This is a genomic window from Paenibacillus sp. Pae15, from assembly GCF_024519685.1.
Lineage (GTDB): Bacteria > Bacillota > Bacilli > Paenibacillales > NBRC-103111 > Paenibacillus_G > Paenibacillus_G naphthalenovorans.
The window spans coordinates 104,764-130,306 of the sequence record NZ_JALJRM010000004.1 but is presented as its reverse complement, the minus strand read 5'-3'; the positions used below and the strand labels follow the sequence as shown (position 1 = coordinate 130,306).

Annotated in this window: 21 protein-coding genes; 3 read left to right on the top strand and 18 right to left on the bottom strand. The window is 51.3% G+C overall.

What is annotated here, in order from left to right:
* Window positions 1-5: 5 nt before the first annotated feature.
* The 18 genes from NR121_RS04910 to NR121_RS04825 all read right to left on the bottom strand — a co-directional run bounded on the left by NR121_RS04910 (window position 6) and on the right by NR121_RS04825 (window position 20,869).
* Window positions 6-746 (bottom strand): SDR family NAD(P)-dependent oxidoreductase, encoded by a 741-nt coding sequence (locus NR121_RS04910; RefSeq protein ID WP_054817365.1) that lies wholly within the window; start codon window positions 744-746, stop codon window positions 6-8.
* A 2-nt stretch (window positions 747-748) separates the two neighbouring features.
* A complete protein-coding gene (locus NR121_RS04905) occupies window positions 749-2,302 on the bottom strand; it encodes an HAL/PAL/TAL family ammonia-lyase (RefSeq protein WP_074727389.1) in 1,554 nt (517 codons plus the stop codon).
* A 4-nt stretch (window positions 2,303-2,306) separates the two neighbouring features.
* Window positions 2,307-3,671, bottom strand: a complete 1,365-nt coding sequence (locus tag NR121_RS04900; protein ID WP_062410629.1) for a UbiD family decarboxylase — start codon at window positions 3,669-3,671, stop codon at window positions 2,307-2,309.
* Between the two features lie 7 nt (window positions 3,672-3,678).
* Window positions 3,679-4,419, bottom strand: a complete 741-nt coding sequence (locus tag NR121_RS04895; RefSeq protein ID WP_054817360.1) for a cyclase family protein — start codon at window positions 4,417-4,419, stop codon at window positions 3,679-3,681.
* Between the two features lie 29 nt (window positions 4,420-4,448).
* Entirely contained in the window at window positions 4,449-5,381 is a 933-nt protein-coding gene (locus NR121_RS04890; protein ID WP_256830745.1) for an ABC transporter substrate-binding protein, read from the bottom strand.
* A 42-nt stretch (window positions 5,382-5,423) separates the two neighbouring features.
* Window positions 5,424-6,095, bottom strand: a complete 672-nt coding sequence (locus NR121_RS04885; RefSeq protein ID WP_375162510.1) for an ABC transporter permease — start codon at window positions 6,093-6,095, stop codon at window positions 5,424-5,426.
* Between the two features lie 15 nt (window positions 6,096-6,110).
* Entirely contained in the window at window positions 6,111-7,235 is a 1,125-nt protein-coding gene (locus tag NR121_RS04880) for a betaine/proline/choline family ABC transporter ATP-binding protein (RefSeq protein WP_054817356.1), read from the bottom strand.
* Window positions 7,232-8,629 (bottom strand): dihydroorotase, encoded by a 1,398-nt coding sequence (locus NR121_RS04875; protein ID WP_054817355.1) that lies wholly within the window; start codon window positions 8,627-8,629, stop codon window positions 7,232-7,234. The genes NR121_RS04880 and NR121_RS04875 overlap by 4 nt, the downstream gene beginning before the upstream one ends.
* 63 nt (window positions 8,630-8,692) lie before the next feature.
* Window positions 8,693-9,424 (bottom strand): IclR family transcriptional regulator, encoded by a 732-nt coding sequence (locus NR121_RS04870; protein WP_062410623.1) that lies wholly within the window; start codon window positions 9,422-9,424, stop codon window positions 8,693-8,695.
* Between the two features lie 597 nt (window positions 9,425-10,021).
* The gene (locus NR121_RS04865; RefSeq protein WP_074727393.1) at window positions 10,022-10,930 is read right to left on the bottom strand and encodes a dihydrodipicolinate synthase family protein; all 909 of its coding nucleotides are present in this window, start codon (window positions 10,928-10,930) and stop codon (window positions 10,022-10,024) included.
* 18 nt (window positions 10,931-10,948) lie between these two features.
* Window positions 10,949-11,863 carry a ribokinase gene (gene rbsK, locus NR121_RS04860; RefSeq protein WP_074727394.1) on the bottom strand — a complete coding sequence of 305 codons (915 nt, stop codon included), beginning with the start codon at window positions 11,861-11,863 and terminating at the stop codon, window positions 10,949-10,951.
* Between the two features lie 23 nt (window positions 11,864-11,886).
* Window positions 11,887-12,849, bottom strand: a complete 963-nt coding sequence (locus NR121_RS04855) for a phosphoglycerate dehydrogenase (protein ID WP_074727395.1) — start codon at window positions 12,847-12,849, stop codon at window positions 11,887-11,889.
* Window positions 12,849-13,676 carry a carbohydrate ABC transporter permease gene (locus tag NR121_RS04850; protein WP_062410618.1) on the bottom strand — a complete coding sequence of 276 codons (828 nt, stop codon included), beginning with the start codon at window positions 13,674-13,676 and terminating at the stop codon, window positions 12,849-12,851. The genes NR121_RS04855 and NR121_RS04850 overlap by 1 nt, the downstream gene beginning before the upstream one ends.
* A 10-nt stretch (window positions 13,677-13,686) precedes the next feature.
* Window positions 13,687-14,559, bottom strand: a complete 873-nt coding sequence (locus NR121_RS04845; protein ID WP_054817350.1) for a carbohydrate ABC transporter permease — start codon at window positions 14,557-14,559, stop codon at window positions 13,687-13,689.
* 72 nt (window positions 14,560-14,631) lie between these two features.
* On the bottom strand, window positions 14,632-15,951 hold the full coding sequence (locus NR121_RS04840) for an ABC transporter substrate-binding protein (protein ID WP_062410617.1): 1,320 nt from the start codon (window positions 15,949-15,951) through the stop codon (window positions 14,632-14,634).
* 193 nt (window positions 15,952-16,144) lie between these two features.
* Complete coding sequence (locus NR121_RS04835) at window positions 16,145-17,797, bottom strand: response regulator transcription factor (protein ID WP_074727396.1); 1,653 nt, start codon at window positions 17,795-17,797, stop codon at window positions 16,145-16,147.
* On the bottom strand, window positions 17,772-19,520 hold the full coding sequence (locus tag NR121_RS04830; RefSeq protein WP_256830736.1) for a sensor histidine kinase: 1,749 nt from the start codon (window positions 19,518-19,520) through the stop codon (window positions 17,772-17,774). Before NR121_RS04830 ends, NR121_RS04835 begins: the two co-directional genes overlap by 26 nt.
* Before the next feature lie 23 nt (window positions 19,521-19,543).
* Window positions 19,544-20,869, bottom strand: a complete 1,326-nt coding sequence (locus NR121_RS04825; protein WP_256830734.1) for an ABC transporter substrate-binding protein — start codon at window positions 20,867-20,869, stop codon at window positions 19,544-19,546.
* A gap of 216 nt (window positions 20,870-21,085) precedes the next feature.
* On the opposite strand from NR121_RS04825, the gene NR121_RS04820 reads away from it, so the two are divergent.
* From NR121_RS04820 to NR121_RS04810, 3 genes are read left to right on the top strand one after another with little or no spacing between them, the layout of a single operon-like run.
* Window positions 21,086-22,561: a sodium:solute symporter family protein gene (locus NR121_RS04820; RefSeq protein WP_256830732.1), complete on the top strand. Its 1,476-nt coding sequence runs from the start codon at window positions 21,086-21,088 to the stop codon at window positions 22,559-22,561.
* A complete protein-coding gene (locus NR121_RS04815) occupies window positions 22,530-23,996 on the top strand; it encodes a two-component system sensor histidine kinase NtrB (protein ID WP_074727399.1) in 1,467 nt (488 codons plus the stop codon). Before NR121_RS04820 ends, NR121_RS04815 begins: the two co-directional genes overlap by 32 nt.
* Window positions 23,974-25,389: a sigma-54-dependent transcriptional regulator gene (locus NR121_RS04810; RefSeq protein WP_054817345.1), complete on the top strand. Its 1,416-nt coding sequence runs from the start codon at window positions 23,974-23,976 to the stop codon at window positions 25,387-25,389. Before NR121_RS04815 ends, NR121_RS04810 begins: the two co-directional genes overlap by 23 nt.
* The last annotated feature ends 154 nt before the right edge of the window (window positions 25,390-25,543 follow it).

Sequence of the window (25,543 nt, the reverse complement as noted above, 5' to 3'; positions counted from 1 at the left end):
TGTAATTATTGAGCGGTATAGCCCCCGTCGACCATTAGATTGGAGCCGACGACAAAAGATGAATCGTCGCTGGCGAGGAATAACACCGCTTTGGCGATCTCGATCGGTTCCGCTAGCCGGCCGATCGGATGTTTGCTTACAAATTCGTCGATGACCTCTTGCGGCTTGGCCGTGATGACCGGCGTCAACGTGTAACCGGCGCAGATGGAATTGACGCGAATGCCTTGCTTCGCATAATTGACCCCGAGCGTCCTCGTCAAATTGATGACACCGCCTTTGGCGGCCGCGTTCGCTATGACGCCTTGCTGTCCCACAAAGCCGAGGAACGACGCATTATTGATAATGGAGCCGCCGCCCCCCGCAAGCATCGCTTCGATCCCGTACTTGTTGGATAAAAAGACCGAGTTAAGGTTGACGTCAATAACCCGCTGCCAATCCGCATAAGTCATCGTATGGATCATGGCGGATTCGCCTATGCCAGCATTGGCGAACAGAATGTCCAGACGGCCAAACCGATCGACCGTTTGCGCAACAAGTCGCTTTACGCTCTCTTCTTGCGTAACGTCCGTTTGGATGTAAACGTATTTTGACGGCTCGCTGTCCGCCGCCGGATTCCATTCTCCCCCTGACTTCGGCAAGTCGGCCACGACCACGCTGGCCCCTTCCTGTAGAAACAGTTCAACTGTCGCTTTGCCGATACCTTGCAGGCCGCCTGTAACGATAGCCACTTTTCCCTGAAGCCGCATCTTTACTCCTCCTTGTTTTGAATCGCGTTCATCACCGCCTCCAGCAAGGTGCCGTCCGCTGCCAGACGTCTGGCGCTTTCGATGTCCTGGCGGAGCACCCGGTCATCATCCAGCGGGGGAATGAACCGGCGAATGCACGCATAAGCGGCTTCCGTTCCCCGGCCGAGGCGCGGATGTCCGCGCAGGTCGATCGCTTGGGCGGCTGCCATCAGTTCGATGCCGATCATGTATTCCAGCTTGTCGAGTATACGCTCCGTCTTCTGCATCACCCAGGGAGCCATCGTAGCATGATCCTCGACGCCGTTGGCCACCGGCAGGGCATCCAGCGAGCCGGGATCGGCGAAATGCCGTATTTCGGCGGCCAATGCTGTGTATGTTTTTTGCAGCGTGCTGAATCCGTTCGTTGTGCCTTCGCGCCTCGCCAGAAATTTGGGCAGTCCGCTGAATTCCGACGTCATCAGCCGCTGCAGGCGATTCTGAATCATGCCGGCGAGCGATGAAAGCTGTATACCCAGAAAATCAAACCGCATCGCGATGGTCGCGATGTGAAAATTGCCGTGAGAGACGACCTCCTCATCATCGGTCAATACGAACGGGTTGTCGCCGAGGCTGTTCAACTCGATGTTCATTCCCTGCAGCGCGAACTCATACACGTCGCGGCAAGCCCCGTGAACCTGCGTTACGCTGCGGAAGCTGATCGGATCCTGAACGGTCCGCTGCACCTTGCCCTCCCACAGATAGCTTCCTTCGAGATAGGCTCTGATGTCGTTCGCGCAGGATAGCTGGCCCGGGTGCGGGCGGAAACGCCCGATCCGGGCGTCAAGCGGCGATACGTTGCCGCCAAACCCCTCCAGCGAGAGAGAAGACGACAGATCGGCCAGATCGAGCACACAAGCGCATCGGTGAAGCAGAAGCGCGGCATGACCCAGTGAAGCCGAGTTATGGCTGCACAGAATGAGCCCGTCTTTCGGCCCCAGTACGACGGGGTCGAGCCCGGCGGCATGAAGCGCCTGCGCAGCAGGGACGATCTCGCCTTTGTACATGACCTCCCCTTCGCCAATAAACGCCAGCCCCATTTCGGCGAGAGGGCCCAGATCGGCGGCGCCGATCGAGCCGCCCGACGGGGTCAACGGATGGATGCCTTTATTTAAGAACGCCGCATGCATGTGCAGTATCTCGGGATTGACGCCGCTTCCGCCTTTAGCCAGCGCATTCGCCCGGACGGTCAAAATGGCCCGGACGACGGATTCCGGGTAGTAAGGGCCGATACCGACGCAGTGGCTGACAAGAATTCTTCTTTGATATGCCGCCATATCCTCCGGGGAAATGACGACGTTCCGGTTCGCGCCAACCCCGGTCGTTACGCCATAGATCGGCGTATTTCGGCCGGCAATGCGCAGAAGAGCCTCGCGGTCGGCTGCGGCACGCTCCATCACTTCGCCGCCAAACCTTACCCGTACGTTTTGACAGGCTGCCCGGACGACATCCTGCACGGTCAACTGCTCGCCGTTTAATACAATTTCATTGGTCTGCTTGTTGAATGAGTTGGTCAGCATATCGTTATCCCCGCACCTGGTAGCTATCCCATTTCTGACGTACGTGCTCCATCACCGACCGTGGAATTTCGGCGAGAGGGGGCGACTCCGCTTCACGCAGCGCGAAGATCCCTACCTTCGCTACCGTGCCATGATGAACAAGCGCCTCCGCGCGGTCCGTGCGTACGCCCGGAATGACGATCATATCCCGCTCCGCGCGCATTCTTGCCGCGATCGCCCACTCGACCGCAATCGGATCGTCGATAGGAATGTCGTCGTCAACCACAATGACCTGTTTAACCAAATTGCAGTGCGCGAAGGCGGCGAACATCGCCTTTTGCCCTTCGCCGGGTCTCGGTTCGGCAATCGAAATGACGGCATGACAGCGCCCCATTCCGCCTTCTGTAATGTAGGCGGCTTTGGCCCTCGGTACAGCACGGCGGACGTGATGCAGAACCGTCGTCTCGATCGCCATCGCGCCGATCAGAAAATGTTCATGGTATTTACCGGGAAGAATCGTCTGATAGATCGCATCTTTGCGGTGCGTGACCGCCTTCACACACAGGACCGGGCTTTTGCCATAGTCTACGTACATGCCGTGAAATTCCGATACCGGCCCTTCCTCGTACAGCTCGCCCGGAACGAATTCCGCCTCGATCACAAATTCCGCGCCTGCAGGCGCCTCAACGTTAACCGTAACACCGGGAGACAGCTCGAAAGGTTCACCGAACATGCCGCCGGCGATTTCGAATTCGTCAAATCCAAGATCGACATAAGCGTTGGCTGCGACCAGCACGGCCGGGTGATTGCCTATCGCTGCGGAAATTTCGAGCGGCTTGCCGAGCTTCTCGGCTTTGATCATCAGCTGATATAAGTGATGGCTTGGAGACATGCCGATCATCAGCTTATCCGGGCCGAGAACAAGCAGCCGGTTCATCGACACATTGCGCTTTCCGGTTTCCGGATCTTTCGCTGCGATGACGCCTGCCGTAATATATGGACCGGCCTCCCGTTCAAAAAAAGTGGCGACGGGCATGATGCTCATGATATCGATCTTATCGGTGATTACGACCTCCCGGCACGGCGCGTCATGGATCAGAGCGGCTGGTACCGGATGCTCGATGCCTCGGGAAATGTGCTGCAGGGATGCCTCCAGTGTCGGTTCAATTCCGCAGCTGACGGAAAAATTAGTCCGGTCGACGAGATTTCCGACAACACGGGTTTCATAGCCTTCTACACGGTTGAACATCACCGCATTTCTTCCCGGTGCCTGCGCAAGCACCGCTGCAAGCTCAAACTTTGGATGCACGGCGCCTTGTACGGTGGTCAGACGCCCCGATTTCTCCAGCTTGCGGAGAGCGGAGCGCATATCTTGCTCTTTCCATCCCATTCCTCTTTCACGCCCTTTCGGTATCAGGAACGCTTTCCCGGGACAGCAGGCCTTCAATGGCAAAGGCGCGGCACGGAGCCCCGTCCGTACCTTTCAGCTTGATCGGTACACAGCCGAACAGAAACCGTTTCTCTGTAATGGCCTTCAAGTTCGTCAGCCATTCCAGCATCACAATGTTCTCTTTCAAAAACGTAAAGTGATTCGGGCTCCATTCATCGCTGCTCCACGTACGCCCTTCCGGGGGATGGAGCGGAGAATCGCAAAGCATAAAATCGCCCGCGACCGATTTGATACGTTGGTCCCTCAGCCACTCTGCGGCACAAGTGGACAAGCCGATCATCTCATCCCAGAACCGGAACGTGCCCCACGCCTGATCCGTCCAGCCGGTGCGGATCACGACGATGTCGCCTTCTCGGATATCGGCGCCAGACTGCAGCAAATCTTCTTTCATCACATAGGAGCCGGGTTCTTTGTGCAGCATGTCCACGAGAACCGCTTCGCCGATGAATGAATCCAGCGGCACCTCGTGATTTTGCAAGCCGCCCTCCAGGAAATGGGCAGGTGCGTCATAATGGGTGAAATGCTGCGTGCACATCGTAAAATTATGCGATTGAACCTTATTTTTGGCGATCGAAGCCACTTCTGTAATTTTGGTACTCGATTCCTCTTCACCGTAGACAAGACTTCTTGGGAAACCGGCAAATTTCGTCTCCTCGTCAATGACTAACGAAAGATCAATGATTTTCATGGCGACTCGTCCCTCGCTTTCGTATATGGCTATTCGATAAGTCCGGCCTGCTTCAAAAAGTTTGCAGCCACATCCTTCGGCTCTTCCTTCTTTACATCTACCTTGGCGTTTAGCTCGGCCATCGTCGTCTCGTCCAGCTTGTCCGCCAGCAGATTAAGCGTTTCGCCTACCTCAGGGTACTTCTTCAGGAACTCCATTTTCAGAATGGGAGCCGGGTAATACGGCGGAAAGTAGCCTTTATCGTCTTCGAGAATTTGAAGCTCGAGTGCGGGAATCCGGCCATCCGTGGAATAACCGACCAGCACGTCGATCTGGCCTTCGGTGAGCGCCTGATAGGCGATGCCGATATCCATCTCCTTGCGGCCTTTAAATTCAAATCCGTACTTTTCCGCCATGCCTTTATAACCGTCACCGCGTTCGAAAAATTGGGCATCGGAGCCGAGCACCAGATTCGGCGCATGCCGGACCAGATCGGAGAACGTTTTCACGCCGAGTGCGTCCGCTTTTTCCCGCTTCATAATCAGGGTGAAGGTATTGGAGTATTTGATCGGATTAAGCCAGGTGAATCCGAATTGTTCCTCATATCCTTGCTTCGCCTTCTCATAGACCGTTTCCGGGGTATCGTCGGGCTTCAGCTCGTTTTTCAAAATGTTAATATAACCTGTTCCGGTATAATCCGCGTAAACCTGGATATCGTCGTCCTTCAGCGCTTGCATCAGCACATTCGAGGACCCCAGGCCTTCTGCTGTCGAGATCGTATGCCCGGTTTTCGCATCCAGCAGCTGAGCCATCAGTTGAACCAATATGAGCTGCTCGGTGAACGGCTTTCCGCCGACGGTAATGCGGGCCGGCTGCACATTTTCTCCGGACGCCGCCTCATTTGAAGGCTGGTTCCCGGAAGATCCGCAGGCGGACAACAGGGTACCGGCAAAAATCAGAACGGCCAATACAATTTTTTTCATCGTTACTCTCCTCCATATGATTGGTCTCTATCGGGTATAGCATTATTGCCGGTTCAGGCCCTTTCTCTTGGACATCCCGCGGGGAATCACTCTAATCTCCAGCCTCTTCAGCAGGAAATCGGCCAATACCGCAAGCAGCGCAGCCGGTATCGCGCCGGCTAAAATCAGTTCCGTCCGGAGCATGGACACGCCCCGGAAAATAATTTCTCCCAGACCGCCCGCTCCCACAAAAGCGGCAATCGTCGTTACGCCGATCGTCGATATGGTAGCGGTGCGGATGCCGGCCATAATGACGGGAAGCGCAAGCGGCAGTTCGATGATCCGCAGAATTTGCCAATCGGTCATTCCCATTCCCCGGCCGGCATCGACTACCGACTGATCCACCTCGACAATGCCCGTATATACGTTTCGTACGATCGGCAGCAGCGCGTAAAGTACCAGCGCGATAATCGTCGGCTTCACCCCGATTCCGACAAACGGCAGCAGAAAACCGAACAGCGCGATGCTTGGAATCGTTTGGAATATGCCGGTGAAGGCAATGACCGAATCGGCGATTTTTCTCTTCCTCGTCAAGCAGACGCCCAGCGGAACCGCGACGAGGAGCGCAATGGCCATGGCGGATAGCGATATGTATACATGCTGCCATAACGAAGTTAAGATCATATCCCGCCGATTTACAATAACGTCAACGAACTTGACCCAGAAATCGTCCACACTCATCACCTCCACTTACGCATCTGCGGAAGCCCGCTCACGCAGCATTTGTCTCAGAATTGACCTCTCGGTTACAATCCCCAGGGGCTTGCCATTCCTCATCACGGCCACCGCACGCCCGTCCGAATCGACGATCAGCTTCGCCGCCTCATTCCAGTGCGATGAATATTCGATTTGCGGCATGCCGCGTTTCGTCATCTCACCCAACGGCCGCTCGCCGACACCTGTATGGCTTCTCAAGTCCGCCGCCGGAACATAGCCGACTAAACGGTCGTCCTTGTCAGTGACAAGAACCGCATCCAGCGAGGATGCCTCCGCGACCGCCAAAGCGTCTTTGATCCGATGTTCCGGTGTCAGCGTGGACGATTGTGAAACCATCACGTCCAGTACGGTTTCTGCGCTTTTCTTGGCGGCGGCCAGCCGTTTCTCCCCGATAAACCCTCTGACAAAATCGTTGGCAGGCTGCCTCAGAATGGCTTCGGGCGTGTCAAACTGCACGATTTCGCCTTGATTCATGATCGCAATCCGGTCGGAAATTTTAAGCGCCTCGTCCATATCATGCGTGACGAATACGATCGTTTTATGGATCGATTTCTGCAAACGGACCAGTTCGTCCTGAAGCTGTTCTCGGCTGATCGGGTCCAATGCGCTGAACGGTTCGTCCATTAATACGATCGGAGGCTCGGCGGCCAATGCGCGAATTACGCCGATTCTTTGCTGCTGCCCCCCGCTGAGCTCGGAAGGATACCGGTTTCGGAACACTTTCGAATCCAGGCCGACTATATCGAGCAGTTCATCGATGCGCGCAGCATATTGCGACTCTTTCATGCCTTTCAGCTTCGGCACCAGACCGATGTTTTTGCCGATGGTCAGGTGGGGAAGCAGGCCAATCTGCTGAATGACATAGCCGATGCTCCGCCGCAGTTCAACGGGATCGACCTTGGAAATATCCCGGCCCTGAACATAAATGGTGCCGGAGCTTGCCTCGATCAACCGGTTGATCATACGCAGCATCGTTGTTTTGCCGCAGCCGCTCGGACCGATCAAGGATACCAATTCCGCTTTCTCGACCTGAAAGCTGATATCTTTAAGCGCGTGGATATCTCCGTATCGTTTGTTCACGTTGTCGAAACGAATCATATATGCCCTCCTTTACATCGTTGTCCCGGGGCCTTTTGCCGGACATGACCGGCGACAAAGGTTCCATATCCCGGCTCCGCGACGACTTCGCTGCCGTCATACACAACACGGCCCCGGACAAAAGTGCAGGCGATTTTGCCCCGCAATCTTCTGCCGTGAAAAGGCGTCATCTTGGATATCGAACGCAGCCTGGTTTCGTCGATCGTGAATGAAGCGTCCGGATCGATAACCGTAAAATCGGCATCATAGCCTTGAGCCAATTTTCCTTTCCCCGCGATTTGGTACACCTCCGCCGGATGCTGCGCCATGACCTTGGCGAATTCGACCGGAGTCAGCTTGCCGCTGGCCACGGCGCCGTCATACATGAGCGGCACAAGGAGCTCGACGCCCGACAGGCCTGAAGAAGCCATAAAGATGTTGTTGTTGCCCGCTTCCTTCTTCTCCTTCCCCCATGGCGCATGATCCGAGCTCAGCAGATCAATTCGTCCTGACTGCAGATGCTTCCACATCCCCTGTACATCCTCCGGATGGCGAAGCGGCGGATTCATCTTTGCCTTGGGCCCAAGCCGATCCAGATCGTTTACGTCGAGCAGCAGATACGGATAACACGTTTCGCATGTCACGTCCAGGCCGCTCTGTCTAAAGTTTTCAATCAAATCAACGGTGCGCGGATGACTGACATGCACGATGTGAATTTTCGCACCCGTCCAATATGCGAATTCCATCAGCTTCAAAACTTCGCTCGATTCGGTGACAGGCGGACGCGTCTCCATATGAGCGCGCGGATAAACGCTGCCCGCCTGCCGATACCGTTCCATAAGATCGCTGATGATTTCGTTGTTTTCGGAATGAAAAGCCGCACGCAGCCCGGTCTCTCCGATCAGCTTCATCGCCTTCAGCATTTCGTGATCGGGAATCCTCGGGAATCGGTAGGCGTCCGTCTCGAACGTGGACAATTTAAAGGCGACCGCGCCTGCTTCGGCAAGCCGACCGATTTGATCCGTTCCGTCGAATTTGGATATCGTCGCCCATAAGCAAATGTCCACGATCGCTTCCTTCTCCACTTGCTCCGTCTTGCGCTTGAACCGCTCCACATGATTGATCGGATGCGGGAGATCATAGGGCATATCGAGGAACGTCGTTACGCCGCCCGCCGCAGCGGAGGCGCTTGTCCGGATAAACCCTTCGTCCGGATTGCTGAAGCAGTGCACGTGGGTATCGATAAAGCCGGGAAAAATATAGGCTTTGCCGAACGGCTTGTGTTCCTTGCCTTCCAGCGTGCCTCCTTCCTTTGCGATACAAGCGATTTTTCCGTTCTTCACGCCGATTTCCCCGACAACCACCTTATCCTCCAAGACCAGCTGTCCGCTTATAACCAAATCGAATAGTTGCATTGGCATACAATCCCTTGTTGTGTGTCTTATTCCAAACGTCCATTTAGACGGCGGTCTCCGAGGCTATAAATATTTTTGCGCTTCCTCCACGGCCGTCAGCACATGCTGCACCAAGCTTCCCACCTCTTTGTTTAAGAAGCGCTCTCTTGGCCCCGCAATACTTAGCACCCCGGCGATCCGGTCTTCCGAATCCCGGATGGGCGCCCCAATCGCATAAACGCCTTCATCCACCTCGGAATCGGACACCGCATAGCCCTGCTTGCGGATTTGCGCCAGCTCCGCTTTCAACAGCTGCACATCCGTAATCGTATGTTCCGTAAATTGGCGCAGGTCTCCCCGTTTGGCTAGCTCGTCCACCGTTTTTTCCGGCATGAATGCCAGAAACGGCTTGGATGAAGCGCCTGCATGCAAAGGCAAAAGCTGCCCCTGTTCTGCGGATACTTTAATCGGCTGCGGAGAAGCGATCGTCTCCAAACAAACGACATTCAACTCGGATACAATCGTCAGGATTGACGTTTCTCCCGTTTCTTTCGTGAGATGTCTCATAACTGGCAGGACAATGGATGAGAGGGTATTATCGGCTCTTACAATTTTGGCCAGCGCCAAAAAACGGTATCCGAGCCTGTAGGTCCCTGTGTTCGATTCAACGATGTACCCCTTCTCCTTCAATGTCCTTAGATGCCTGTACACAGAGCTTTGGGGCTGATCCAGCAATTCCGCGATGCGGGCCACGCTTAGCTCGCGAGTTTCCAAACTGAACAAATCAAGAATGTCCAACGTTTTCTCTGCGCTCACACCGATCCTCCTTACGTAGAGCCATACTTCCTCATAGAATAATTATCAAATAGTGATATTCGATTATCATTTTCAAACTGCTGTTGACGTTATATTATTTGACGCAGCAGAAGGTTGTCAATAGCATTTCGAGATTTTCTTGACATTTTTTCTTAAATTCCGATATAATTACTTGCATATCAGGAAAAAGGCAGGCGGAATCGATGGTTCGACCATGCTCGCCATGCGGCGGCCCGACGTCCCAAACGTTGTTTGCACGAACATTGCGGTGCCGGCCCGATCGATAACGGCAATGCATCAATGCATTGCCGCACAAGGACAATTCGAGGACGGCTTCCTTCGCATGATGCATCGTCCCCGCGATTTGGAGAAAAAAATGATATTATTGCATTTGTATTCTTATGTCATTTTCGTTTACGATGATGTTCGATGCAGGCTATGATATTACATCCCGAGTAAGATGATTTTACATATGATGGATATATATTCCAGAAGCGCTGAAACCGATTGCCACGGATCCAAGGAAAACCGAAATCAGCCTTATGGCGTCCCTGCATATAAAAAAAGCCCTCCGAAAACGGAGGACCTAATCGAAAATCATGCCTGGATATAACGCGTTTCGTTATTTAATTCATTTAACCGGTTTTGCAATTGCATCTTTTCTTCCGGAGTCAGGTCCAATTGAGGCGCTCTCATATAACCAACGTCCACGCCTCTCATTTTGAGCGCTTCTTTAAAGTAGGACATATTGCTTCCGTTTCTCAACGTCTCGCAATATTTTACGGCTACTTTTTGCAGCTGTCTCGCCTTTTCCAGATCCTTCTCCTGGAAGGCCTGATACAAGGCGACGAAAGGCTCGGGATATACGCATGATACGCCGGATACGGTGCCGTCGCAGCCCATAGCCAAAGACGCCAGGAACAAGCGGTCCGTGCCGTGCATCACCGAGAAATGCCCATCGTTAATACCAAGGTATTCCGCCGTTCTCAAAAAGTCAGGATAGCTGTATTTGATGCCGATCACATTCTTGAATCGTTCTGCTATTCTTTGGGCCACTTCCGTCTTCAAGTCGTTAGCGGCGCATTGAGGGATATTGTAAAGATACATTGGAAAATCCCCGGGAATGCTTGAAGCTACGCTTGCAAAGTATTGTTCCATTTCCCTGTCGTTGGCGCCCAGGAAAATCGGGGTTACGACGCCGATGCCGTCAGCGCCGATGGAATGGGCGTGCTGCGCAAGCTCTATCGTATCTTCCAGGGTTACTGCTCCCACGTGGATAAACACGGTCACTCTGCCCGCAGCGGTTTTGACTACGGTTTCCGCCACGGCTTTTCGTTCGGATACGGACAGTCTGACCATTTCGCCCGTTGTACCCAAAGGGTATAAACAATGCACGCCTTTGGAGATCAGGAACTCCGTCAAACCCGCCGCTTTTTCCAGGTCTACCTGCCCATTGCGGTCAAATGGGGTTACCATAGCTGTTGTCACACCGTATAAATGTTTCATGATTCCTGCATCTCCTCTTTATGATAAGTCAAAGGCGGCTACTTCTTCCCAGGTGGGAAGAGAGCTTTGCGCTCCATGCCTGGTTACCGTTATCGCCGCTGCTTTTTGAGCCAGTTCAATGGCTAGGTCCACATCATGATACTTGAGATATCCCGCGACAAAGCCTCCGATAAAGCTGTCACCGGCCGCGGTGGTATCCTGCGCCTTCACTTTGCGGGCCGGATAGGTCTGTACTCTTTCATGATCGATATAGCAGCAGCCCTTGCCGCCCAACGTAACAATTAACGCACGAACGCCCTTGCTTAAATAAACCCGGGCCGCCGCTTGAAGAGTAGACGCGTCCGTTATCGTCATACCCGACATGCTCTGCAGTTCATGCTCATTGGGGATCAAAAAATCCACAAAACGCAGGATCTCGTCACGGAGCATTTGGGCCGGCGCCGGATTCAATACCGTCGTTTTCCCCAGCTCCTTCGCTAACCGAAGCGTATATTCCACCGTTTTCAAGGGAATCTCCAGCTGCAAGACGACGATTTCGCATTTCTCGATGGCTTGACGTTGGCTGTCGATATCCTCCGGCGTCAGCTCATGATTGGCTCCGGGAATAACCACAATATGGTTGCTTCCCGCCCGGTCGACCGTGACGAAGGCCAACCCTGTCGGACGATTGGACGTCATGATATATCGGGTATCTACTCCTGCCTGCTGCAGCGATTTCATCAGGCTGGCGGCGTGCGGATCGGAGCCCACTTTGCCGATCATGCTCACGCAGGCCTGCAGCTTTCCGATTGCAACCCCCTGGTTAGCTCCCTTCCCGCCGGGGCTCTCCGACATGCCGATGCCCATCAGCGTTTCGCCCTCCCGGGGCAGCTCCTCTACCTGAACCACAATATCCTGATTCAAGCTGCCCACAACGACTACACTCGGCTTCATCTTCTCACCCCGCTTGTTTCTGTTTAAACGACGATGTTCTCCGGTACCTTATTTTGAAATACATCAAGAATCGCCTGTGCTGTTGTCAGGCTGACTTTATGATAGGTTTCATAGGTTTCCGCTGCCGTATGAGGCGTCGTGATGAGATTCGGCAGCTGAAACAACGGATTGTCAGCGGATACCGGCTCCTGCTCGTATACATCGATAGCCGCTCCGGCCAGCTTCCCGGATTTCAGCGCCTCGGCGAGCGCTTCTTCACTGACGACGGCTCCTCTTGCCGTGTTGACGAAATAGGACCCGTCCTTCATCATGCCGAAGGTTTCGCGGTTCATAAAATGATGCGTTTCCTTCAGGCTGGGCAGATGCATGCTGACCACATCGGATTCGCGCAATATTTCTTCATAGGAGGTTAAGGTGACATGGAGCGCCCTGGCTTTTTCCACATTTGGATACTTATCGTAGGCATACAGCTGTACATCAAAGCCCTGCAGCTTCTTGGCTACCATCTGGGCGATATTTCCGAAGCCAAGCAGTCCGATTTTGCGGCCTATCAATTCCGCCCCTACAAACCGGTCCCAGTATCCTCTTCTTGCCGACTGATGCAGGCCCGGAATGTTGCGCATCGCGCCCAGGATCAGACCGACGGCCAGCTCCGCCACTGCGTTGGCGTTACCTCCCGGTACATTGGTGACCCGGATTCCGTATTGCTTGGCCTTCTCCAAATCAATATTATCTACACCGACACCGAATCTTGCGATGATCTTCAGCTTGGGGGCCAGTTGGAACACCGCTTCGTCCCATGTATCGACTCCGGCAACCACGGCATCGATATCGCCCACAAGAGGCTTAAGCTCCTCGAACGTATGCGGCCGGCCCAGCTTGTTTTCGATCACTTCACAGCCGTGGCTTTCCAACAGCTGCTTGGCTTCTGCACAAAGCGTCGAATAATTGGTCGCCGTCACTAATACTTTTTTCGCCTGTGTCATTATTTAACTCCTCCTACCGTCATGCCGCTAACCATATATTTGGATGTAAAGAGATACATGATAATGACCGGAATGGAAGCAATGATGGAGCCGCCCATCAGAGGACCCCAAGCAAATACGTCACCCACGATCATATCGGACAAGCCCAACGTAATCGTTTTGTCGACGCTCTTGGTCACCACGACCAGTGCGTACAGGTATTCGCTCCAGCACAAGGTGAAAGCGAAAATGAACGTAGCCGCAATACCGGGAGCCGACAGCGGAAAGATAATATTAAGCATGGTTCGAAGCCTCGTGCAGCCGTCGATCATCGCCGCCTCTTCAATTTCCACGGGAATGGATTTAAAATACGAAATCAGCATCCATGTCGCATACGGCACGGTAATGGTCGGGTAGATGAGCATCAGGCCGTAGATGGAATCGTTCCATCCGATAGAGGACACCAGCATATACAGCGGAATAAACAATACCGCTCTCGGCATCAAATAGGCATACAAGATTCCTTTGGACATCATGCTTCTGCCCCGGAATTTCAGCTTGGCTATGGCGTAAGCCGCAAGCATGCTGACGATAATAGACGCAAAGGATACAACCAGGGAAACGATCAGGCTGTTCTTGATATTGACGAGAAATTCTTTTTCCATTAATTTGACATAGGCCGACCAGCCGAAGTGATGAGGCCAGAACGTCGGGGTCATATTGTAGATCTCGCTTTGTGATTTAAAGGAGGTATTGATCATCCAATACAGCGGAAACAGGGCGAAGATCAACAAAACGGCCAACGTTGCGTAAACTATGATTTGCTTGCTTAATGAATTTCTTTCCATAGCGGACCACCTACTCTTTCGATGAAAGCGAACGCTTCGTTACATAGTTGATGAGCATAATCAGCGGAGGCATGGTCATGATCGCAATGGCAATCGCCTTACCCAGGCTCATGTTCAAAAACCCTATCGTATAGCTGAGTGTAGACAATACTTGAGTGCCGTTGTCCGGACCTCCGCGGGTCAATAACCAAATGATTTCAAAATCGTTCAGCGTCCAGATCGTGGTCATCACGGCTGCCAGTATCGTGACTTCTTTGATGGAAGGCAGGGTCATATAGAAAAAGCGTTTGACCGCCCCAGCTCCGTCCAGCATAGCCGCTTCGTACATTTCCTTGGATATGGTCTGCAGACCTGCAAGGATGGCAATGCCCATGAACGGAATGCCCCGCCAGACATTGACCAGAATAACGGAGAACATCGCTAAATCCGGAGTGGACAGCCAGCCTACCGGTTGACTGATGATGCCGGTTTTTAGTAATAAGAAATTCAGTACGCCTCCAACGTCGGAGTATATCCACTGCCATGTAAAGACCGAGACGATGGTCGGAATTGTCCAAGGGAGAAATAACAGAACTCTAAATAGATTGCGAAACACGATTTTTTCATTCAATACCAAGGCCATAATCATGCCGAACACCGTTTTGGCGATGACGGCTGCCGCAGTAAACAGGATGGTGTTCCATACGGCTTTCCAAAACAACGAGTCTTTGACTAATTCAATGTAGTTATTCAAACCGATAAACGTGGCAGGTACACCCACGACTTTGTTGGTAAAGCTTAAATAGACCGCCCATCCGAACGGAAGAACCATGATGGCAAGCAGGTAAATCACTACCGGACTCACTAACACATAGGCAAGTTTATGATCTATATTGGTTTTCAAGCCGCACCCCGCCTTACTTGTTAGGTTAAGGTATCAGGAGAATTCCTCTGATACCTTAACCGCCTTTGGACATTATTGTTTGTTGTACACTTCTTCAATTTTGGCATGCAAATCTTGGATTGCCGTTTCCGGAGTATAGTTGGCATCGAGCAACAGCTTCTGGAATGTATCGTTCACGTAACGCAGGTTGAATACTTCTCCCGCCTTCGGATTGTACTCGCTGGGGAATCCCAGGAACGCAAAGCTTTTGATGGATTCCACAAACCCTTTGTTTTTCTCTTCCTGCCACACCGGCTCATTGGCCAATTCCGGATAGATCGGTCCTGTCAGCGGAGCGCCTTTTTCCACCCAGGTTTTGTACCAATCCTCTTTCACCATGTACTCGACAAACTTCTTCGCCAGGTCTTTATTTTTGGAATCTTTAAAAATGCCCAGGTTGTTGCTGATGCCCGGAATGACGCTTCCCTTAGGTCCGGCCGGAATAGGAGCAATGCCGGTATTCTCGTAAAGCTCAGGGTTGTCTTTCTTGATCGTGCCGAGTACGCTTCCGACGTTGAAAATCATCGCGGCCTGACCGCTTAAATACGCCTTGTTGTTCCCGCTGTCATCCCAACCGATGGAGCTTGGAGGCGTACTCTTATCCACGGTGAACATCTCTTTGATAAACTTCGCGGCTGCAATCGTTTCAGGACTGTTCACGATGACGGTCTTGCCGTCCTTCGTATCCAGCGAGCCGCCATAGGACCAGATAATCGCTCTTGTCAAAAATTCAGCGTCGGAGTTCCCTTTTCCGTAGCCCAGCCCCGCGCCGTATACGCCTTTACCAGGATCCGTAAGCTTCTTCGCCATTGCCCTAAACTCATCCCAGGTTTTCGGAGGCGCATCGAAGCCGGCATTTTTCAGCAGATCTTTGCGGTAATAAAGCACCTGCGATTCCGTCCAAAACGGAACGGCGTACTGCTTGCCTTGGAAGCTGATCGCTTTCTTCATGCTTTCATGAATTTCGCCATTATCGCTTTCTACCTTTTTCACCAAATCGCTTACATCCTCCAGAACACCCTTGGCATAAAACTGCCCTACTTCCTGATATCCGAAGAAGGATACATCCGGAGTCGTTTTGGATTCGATGGCCGCGGACCATTTGGGATAAAAATCTTCATAGGCGATGAGTTCGACATTGACATTGACCTGATTTTCGGCTCCAAATTGTTTAGCCCGTTCGAGGATCAATTTATTTTGATCCTCGAACAATTGTTTTTTCATCCAGAACGTTAACGTTTGTGTCGGCTTCTCCTGTTTTGGCGCTTCGCCTGCCGACGGCCCGCCGCTGCAGCCTGCGGCAACCGATGCCATCAAAGTGACGGCCATTGCTTTGGTTACCCATGGTTTCATGAAAAAGACCTCCTTCAATAGGGTGCAAAATCGTTTCAGCTTGCTTTCATGTTCATTGTAATGTGTACACGCTTACGATAAAATGACAACTATTTAACTTTCGTGATACAAAATTAACGTGTTTTGGGCCGATGGCCACCGACACAAAAATGCAGCCAAACCTCGTTCCGAGGCGGCTGCATCCATAGGGCTGTTATTTTCCTTCTTCAATCTTTAAACGAAACTCCTGCGGAGTTAAGGAATAGTACTTTTTAAACACTTTGATAAAATAGTTGGGGTTCTGATAGCCCAGCTTGAGAGCAATTTCATAGTTTTTCAATGTGTTATCCGCAAGCAAAGAAGCGGCCATTTCCATCTTGAGGCGCAGGACATAATCGCTTATATTTTCTCCGGTCTCCAGCTTATAAATCCGGGAGACATGCACAGGATGCATATACATATGATCGGCGATGGCCTGTAAAGAAACATCCTCCACCAGATGCTTTTGGACAAACTGCTGGATTTTGCGGACGGCATTCTCTCGGTTGTTCCTCGTTTCATTCTCCATACACTGCTGCAGCCGCCGAAACGATTGAAACATCCAGTTCTCCAAAGCCGCGATCGAACGGCATGCCGTCAAGCCCGCTGCATCGGACAACACAGGTCCGATCATTTGCGCCAGCTCCCGGCCGTTTTTATGGGCAAAGGAGCTGAAGGAAGCATAGACGAAGAAAAAAACTTCGATCAGATGCTCGGCGGAATCCGCCCATTTCATGTGAAGCTCGTCCAGGATGCCCGTTAATTTTTCATGTGCCGCATCCCAATTCCCCGACTCCAGCAAATGGATAAGCAGGGGCGGTTCATATAGTCTTTGCAGCGAATGGACAGGCTGCTGCTCCATTTCGTCGGATACGTAGATCAACAGCCCGCTCTGGTTTCCTACCCGCCTGCGGAGGGATAACAGGCTGTCCTGGTAAAGCCTATTCATATCATCGGGGAACGACCCCCATTTGCTTATCAAGACGGAAACGGTCCCTTTCAGATAATGGCTCACGCTAAGCTGTAATTGGGAGGCCATAAGCTGCAGCTGATTTTCTACGGTCTCCCGCCTATTCTCCGTTTGGGCAAGCTCCGCCTGTTTCTCATCGGTAACCGTGACAACGAAGACCAAATAGCCGTAAACGTCTTTACCCGGCCATAGATGGAAATAACCTTCGCATATTTCCTCCGCCATGTTGCCGATCGCATATTCCATCAAAGACAAGCTGTAAAAATCCAGCTCCGAAAGCTGCCCTTCCATCCGAACCAGCATTAAAGCGAACGGGCAATCGGGAGCAATGCTCATCTTAAGCAAATCCAGCTTCTCCGTTAATCGCTGCTTGGAATACTTCACACCCTGCAATAATTCGTTTAACAGCTCGGCCCTCAGCTTCGGAAGGTTCTCCTCCAACGCTTTCAGCACGCGCTGGTAAGACTGACTTTCTTCGCGCTCCCTTTGCAATACATCCACCGCATGCTTCACCTTCGATAAAATCGCTTCATCGCTAATCGGCTTCAACAGGTAGTCAAAGGTATTATGCTGAATCGCCTGCTTGGCATACTCAAATTCCGCATGTCCCGACAATAAAATGCATTTAATTTTTTTCCAATTGCGGCGGACCTCCTCCAAAAGCTCCAATCCGCTCATGCCGGGCATCCGGATGTCGGTCATGATAATATCGATGGGATTGGTTTTTAAGATGTCCAGTGCTTCAAATCCGGAATACGCTTTATAAACGGAGCCGATTCCGGCTTCAGGCCAAGGAAGAGTATCTGCAAGACTATCCACGACACTGGCTTCATCATCTACGATCAGTAATTGGAACATCTCCATCCTCTCCTTTCTTTGAACCGCCGGCCGTTTCCCATATCACTTCAACGCGAAGTCCGTTTAAGGGTGACGGTGAAAAAAACAACCCGGATTTCCCTTCATACATGTGAATTAAACGCTGGTGAATGTTCCAGAGTCCGCAGCCTGTTTGTTCATCCATGGGCACGTTGATTTTGGTTTGGAGCTCTATCATGGCCTCCTTCGACATGCCGCCGCCGTTATCATCTACAATGATCCGATTCGTCCCGTTGGAACGTTCGCCTTTGATATGAATGATGCCGAATTCCAACTGATTCTCCACCCCATGGATGACGGCATTCTCCACAATGGGCTGAATCAGCAGGCGCGGAATTTCCAATTCCATCATGTCTTCAGGAATCGCGATCTCGTAGCCTAAACGCTGCATTCTCATCGTCTGGATCTCCAGATAATTTTGGATCAGCTTCATTTCTTCCCTGATGGTGGTCATCGGGTTTTCGAGCCTGGTCGTATAACGGTAATATTCTCCTAAATTCAGAGACATGGCCACCACGGCCTCTTTTTCTCCCAAACTCGCCATGTTCTTGATATAAAACAAACAATTATATAAAAAATGAGGGTTGATTTGCGATTGTAACTGCTTCAAAGTCGCTTCCCTCGAGCGGAGCGTTTCTTTATATACCTTTTCTATGAGCTCTTGGATTTGTTCGGCCATTTGGTTAAAGCTGTTAAATAAAAAATCAAATTCATTGTTGGGCTGCTTCTGAAGCCTTACGGAATACTGCCCGTCTTTGATTCTTTGTACGCCGCGCAGCAGCAATTGAATCGGCCTTTGAACATTCCGGTACAATAATAACGTCATCAAAATGCTTAACACCATCAGCAGACCGACCGAAGTATAAAATAAATTCCGGCTGACCGTAATCGGAGAATAGATACTTTCCAGCGGGACCAGATCCACGAGATACCAGCCAAGGCTTTCCGAACGGATATAATTGACAATATATTGCTGTTCATTCAGCGATATCGTCAAATTTCCGCTCTTGCCCAGCTTCAAACGGTCTAGTTGTTCGACGGCGCTGCTCACAAGCGTATGATCCGCCGTACGGTTTAAGATCGGCTCCTTACCGGCCAGATAGAAAAAAGGCTCGCTCCTCCCGCCCTGCTTCAGCTGATTCAGCATATTTTTTAGATTGTCATCTGTAAATCTAACCTCAATAAGTAAATTCGGGTTATCGGATTCCCTCATTCGGGAAAAGAACATCTGCTTTGCTCCAAAGACTACCGTATCCCGGTGCAGCCATTTTTTTAATTCCGTCTGATCGATATAGTCCTGGTTGTATTCAACCGAATAGTCGGTGGATATGACTTCCTTGGAATCCGACAAATGGAGAATAATCTGATTGTTCCAGCCGCTGGTTGCAATCTGCATATTCAGCATTTCCACAATCCGCATTTTTCTTTGCACCTGATCGAGCGGTTTGCCTGTGCTGCGTCCCTCCAAATATTCTTTTATACTGTAGTCCCGGCTGGCAATCACCGAATACTTGGTAAACTGCTCGATCATTAATTCCATTTGGCTCATAAAAAAAGAAAGCCGGTTGCGATTTCCGTCCTCAACCGTCTCCCGAACCACGTTCATGCTTACTTGATGGGAATATCCATATAATAAAATGATCGGGATAAGCAAAGAAAAGACGAGCGTGATCACTTTGCCGAAGGTGTTCATTTTTATGTTCATACGACGTCTCCTGCAATGATGTATTATTTGGCATTCTCCCTGTCGATGATCGCTTGATATGCTTGATTGGCCTTATCTGCTGCGTCTTTAATATCCTCGCCTAACAAGCCCTTAATGACAATGTCGCCTATGATATCGCGCGCCTCGCTTACACTGATTACCTGCGGGCGGTCATGGCCCACCCCGACTTGTATGGATTCGCTTATGACAGGGATATATTCCTCCGGAAATCCGGAAACCCCTTGAGGATCATTCCATACCGAATTCCGCGCTCCGGGGTTTCCCCTTTGCTGCGATTTCAAGACAAGGTCTTTACCGGTTGCCCACTCGATGAATGTCCATGCCGCTTCTTTATTCGCCGATGCGGAATTCATCGCCAGTCCCCAAGCCGTGATATTAAAAGGCTTGGCCCCGGCCTGGCCCGCAGGGAACATAGCAAAACCAACCTTATTCACAATCTTCGACGTACCGGGATCAAGCATGCTGCTGTAGATCGCGCTCGCGTCGGTAAAGAACGCCGCTTTCCCTTGGGCAAACACACCCATCGCTTGCGGCCAGGCCATATTCAAAACACCCGGAGGACCATAATTTTTCAGCAAATTGGCATATCTGCTGATCCCCTTGATGGCTTCCGGCGTGTTGATTGTCGCTTTACCGTCCTTTTGAAAATCGGCGCCTTCCGAATATAAGAAAGACGAAAGCTGAGTGACAAGTGCATTCCTCTGCCCCCTGGCCACAAAACCGTAGACGCCATTGTCCGGATCATGCAGCTTTTTTACCGCCTCCTCCAGCTCATCCAACGTTTTGGGAACGGGTATGCCGGCTTGTTCCAGCAAGTCTTTCCGGTAGTATAGAATTTGCTGTTCGGTGGAAAGCGGCACGGAAATCAGCTTCCCGTCGGCCGTTGTAGATTCTATGGCTGATTTGGAGAAATCATCAAAGTCATAATCCGGATTTCTTCTCACATATTCATCCAACGGCTGTACCCAACCGTTTTTATGAAAAAGCTTCACTTCTTCCAACGGGCGAATCATGAAGACATCGGGATTGGAACTGCCTGCCGTTAATTGAACGGACAGCTTTTGGCTCAGCTGTTCATTGGCCAAAATCTGCAAATTGACCTTCAACCCGGTTTGGGACTCAAATTCGGGCAGCATCGACCTGATCACATCCGCCGCAGGGCTAACCCCCATGTAAGCGGTTATACTTGTGCCCGCATACGGTTTGCCGTTCTTGCCGAAAGAATTATCGGAATCCTGATCATGACCTCCGAAACAACCCGCCAATGTACTTGCCATCAGCATGATGCAAACAAATAAAGTTGTCCATTGAATACATCTGATTCTCATATAATCCTCCCTCCAGCACTTGCTAATAGTTCATTTTATAGCAATTTTCAATCTTTTGATATGCAATCTATTTAACATTTATGGTATAAAATTATCCATTTAATGCGTTTCCAATAGATCTTGTTCATATTTTGGTATATATTTAACTGGTAAAATTATTCATCGCATGAATGGTTGAATCGTCTCTTGTATGCAGTCCATTAAGGAGGAGCTTGGATGGAACATAGCCTGTTGTACCTGCTCTATTTTTTATTCTACAGTATCGTGCTGCTGTGGTTTGGAAAATACGGATTTGATCGGGTGAAAAGCAGCAAGGATTATTTTATAGGCCATGGGAATATGGGCGTATTTCTGGGCGTTTGTACGTTCTGCGCATCATGGATTAGCGCCACTTCCATGCTATTCATTACGGGCAGCGTCTACCGCTTCGGTCTGTATCCGTCCGTGTTCGGCGTTCTGGGCTGGTTCGCAGGGGCGCTGCTTTTTATTCCTTTGACCAACCGGTTGGCCCATCAATCCCTCCGGAAATCCCTTCGTACGCTCCCGGAATATTTCTATGTCCGTTATGGCTGCAGAAGATTGCAGGCAGTAGGCGGAATGGCGGTCGTTTTTTCCCACCTGTTTTATATCATGCTGCAGATTCGGGGTTTTGGCCTCGTTGTCGGCCATATGCTGGAAATTCCTTACGCGCTGGCTGTGTTACTGGTTTATTTATTCCTGATCTACACGACCTTTGGCGGCTTTGAATCCGTTGCCAGGACAGATATGGTCAATTTTTTGTTAATTCTAATAGGTTCTTTCACCGGAGCCATCCTCGTTTATCAGGAGCTTGGCGGAAGCCTGCACACTGCACAAAAGTTTGTATCCGCTTCCATTTCATTGCCGCAGGGCATCCCATCCCCAATGGCCGCAGACCGGTCCTCGCTTTTTTATTTAGGCATGTTTATGTTTATGAGCTGGGCATTGGGCAAATCCACCTATCCCCAATATATGAACCGGGTGCTCGCGGCGAAGGATCGTTCCACTGCAGTCAAAATGATCGGCATCTCCCTCATCCTGCTGGTTGCGACGTATGCCGTTCTGATCTTCACCAGCCTGGGAATCCGGGCCTTATCCCCGGAGCTTGCGGCCGTATCGTTAGACGAAATCATGCCCATGGCAGTGGAACGCCTATTCGCCCCCTATTGGGCCGGACTGATTTTGACGGCCATTATGGCTGCCGCCGTTTCTACGGCCAACTCCCAGCTTCTGGTTCTGGCGGGGAGCTTCAGCTGGGATATTTATCGTTATGCCGTGAAACGCCCAGCCACTGAAGAGAAGCTGATTCGCGTGAGCCGATGGCTTGTTACCATTGGAGCAACCGTCTCTTTGCTGATGGCTTTTATTCCTCCCGGAACTTTGCTCGATTACAGCAGCTATATATGGGGATTTTTTGCCGCGACGTTCTTCGTCCCCCTGTATGGCGGACTGTTCTGGAAGGGGGCGACCAAGGAAGGGGCATGGGCGGGATTTGTCGGCGGCACCTCGATCTATATCATGGAAATCCTCTTCTTCCGTCTCGAAGGCGAATGGACGAATCCGGCTTTACCCGGCGTCCTGGTCTCTCTTCTCTGTCTGGTAACGGTCAGCACATTCTATAGAAGAAAAAGGAACAGGAAAAATGAAGAAGATCCCATTCTCACCCTCCATTGAAACCAAAATTATGCTTCCCTTTCTCCTGCTGGTCATTTTCCCCGTTCTCTTCGTCGGGGGAATTTCCTATTGGTCCGCTTATAAAAACTATAGCCAGAGCATGGAAGAAAAAGCGGCGTTAAGCCTTAATCAAGCGCTGCTGCAGCTGGAGCACATCCATCAGAAAGTCCTCGCCCGGGCCGTTTCATTGACAGAAGGAAAGAAGGATAGTATCGAGTTTACCCAAAAGCTGTGGAAGAACGAGATGGTCATTGTCGAAGGAGAGGTCATGTTATTGGCGCCGTCCGATCCATGGACGGAGCTCCGGCTGCATCTGTCCGGAACGGATCAGCCTCATGGCCGGGTCATCCTTGACAATACCTGGTTTCATCAGTCGTATTTGCTGTTTGATACCTATGAACCATGGAATTGGCGCATAGGCATCCTGGTAACGATAAATCCGTTTTCCCCAGCCTTAACCAATATCCAGAAGTATACGCTGATCACCATCGTCATTGCCAGTATATTCGTCATTCAGGCAACCATCCTGCTGGCGCACCACATTGCCAAGCCATTGAAACGTCTGGCCGGATGGTTTGATCAGGTTCGGGACGGGCAGCCCTTCCACCTTGAAAAGGAAAACGAGGAAATGCTGCAAAGGAAGGATGAAGTCGGAATCCTTGTCGACGCCTTTCATCAAATGGTCCGGCAAATGGAAGAGAGAAAACAGATGGAAGTCCGGCTGACCCGCCTGGAAAGATTAGCCGCGCTGGGTGAGCTTGCAGCAGGTATGGCCCATGAAATCCGCAATCCGCTGACGGGAATGAAAACGAGCGTGCAGGTGCTGCAAAGGCGGATTGCCGGAAATGAGCAAAACGATATGCTGCTCACCGGAATTCAGTCGGAAATTGAAAGGCTGAATCGGCTAACCATTCAGCTGGTTCATTTCGCCAAGCCGCAGCTTGCCAGGCTGCTCCGGGTTGACATCCGCCAAGTACTGGATGAAGTACTGGCCCTTCTCGCTCAGCCCATCCGGGACAAACAGATCCGCATTGAAGTACGACAGACGCATCCCCCTCTTTTCGCCTTTTACGATCCGGATCATTTGAAACAGATTTATCTGAATTTACTGCTGAACGCGATTAAAGTGGTCCCGTCTGCAGAAGGCAAAATTGTCATTCACATGACGGAAAACTCCGAAGAACTCCGCATCGACATCTCGGATAATGGCATCGGAATCCCTCCCGAACATGCGGATAAAATATTTAATCCCTTTTTTACGACCGATCCGAAGGGAACCGGATTAGGGTTGTCTGTCGTACACCGGCTCGTGACGGAGCACGGCGGACATATTGACGCCAAAGATGTTGGAGATGAGGAACAAGGCACCGTATTTTCCTTTACAATACCGAAGAAGAGGAGGAAGCATGTTGATGAAGCGAGTGGTCATTATTGATGATGAAGCGGTTATCCGCTTGTCCTTGCAAATGGGTTTGGAGGATGAGGGATTTTCGGTTTGGACCGAAGAAACCGGCGAATCGGGGCTGAAGCGGATCGCTGAGGTTCAGCCGGATCTGGTATTTTTGGATGTTCGGCTGCCGGGGAAAAACGGGATCGAGATTCTGAAGGACATTAAAAAAATGAATCCCGACGTGACCGTGCTGATGATGACGGCCTACGGAGATGCCCAATCCACGGTCAAGGCCCTTCAAGCGGGAGCCTTTGATTACATTGATAAACCGTTTGAACTGGAGGATGTGCTGACCCTCATCGAAAGCGTGTGGACAAAGGAGAAAAAGGCGGCGGAGCTTGGTTCCCCCCGGCATCAGGGGGAGCAGCCTATCGATCACCCTCCGATCATCTGCGGGTCCCGTCCGATGCTGGACGTGCTTGCCCAAATCCGCCAAGTGGCCGAGACCAATACAAGTATTCTGATTATGGGAGAAACCGGCACAGGAAAGGAATTGGCTGCCCATGCCATCCATGCCTGCAGCCATCGCCGGCAAATGCCCTTTATCGCTCTGAACTGCGGCGCAATACCCTCCAATCTTCTCGAGAGCGAGCTCTTTGGTTTTGAGAAGCATGCGTTTACGGGGGCCGACAAGGCAAAATCCGGTTTGCTTGAATTAGCCTGCGGAGGCACCATCTTTCTCGATGAAATCGGAGAACTGCCGTTGGACATTCAAGTCAAGCTTTTGCGGTTCCTGGAGGATCGGAAGCTTCGCCGGGTAGGCGGCACAAAGGATCGGGCGATCGATGTTCGCGTGGTAGCGGCAACCAACCGTCATCTGAAAGAAATGGTCGATACCGGGCTTTTTCGCAAGGATCTCTATTATCGTCTGCATGTGGTCCCCATTTATTTGCCTCCTTTGCGCGACCGCGGAGACGATGTGGTGCTGCTCTCCGACCATTTTTTGAAATCGCTGTCCGCCAAGCTCAACAAAAATATCCCCGGCTTTTCCCCCGCCGTACTGGACTTGTTCCGCCAATATCCATGGCCGGGGAACGTGCGGGAATTGAAAAATTGCATTGAACGATTGGTCATCCTCAACCATGACACCATGATCACCCCTTCCCAACTGCCGGAGGAAATCGTCATCGAGGCCTTGCATCAGTTGGATCTCAAAGCGGCGGAAAATGACTGCGAAAAGGCCTCCGTCCGCGAAACCGTCCGCCCTTTCCCGGAAGCTTTTCATCTGGAACGGGAATTGGAGAGATTGGAGAAGCAATATATCGAGCAGGCTCTGCATCAAACACGGTGGAACTTAAGTAAATCGGCCCAGCTCTTGGGGATCAGCCGATTTTCATTACAGCGGAGAGTGAAGAAATACTTTGGCGAGGTATTCTAGCGCCCGGATACTGTGCGAAATCGCTCGATTTTTAAATAGTTGCTGTGCGAAAGCCCACACTTGAGGTGTGGGCTTTCGGTTATCAGCCGCTCTCCAAACATGCGCTAGCCTTTATTTGATACAAAAAGCTTTGGCATGGACTTTGCTTATTTAT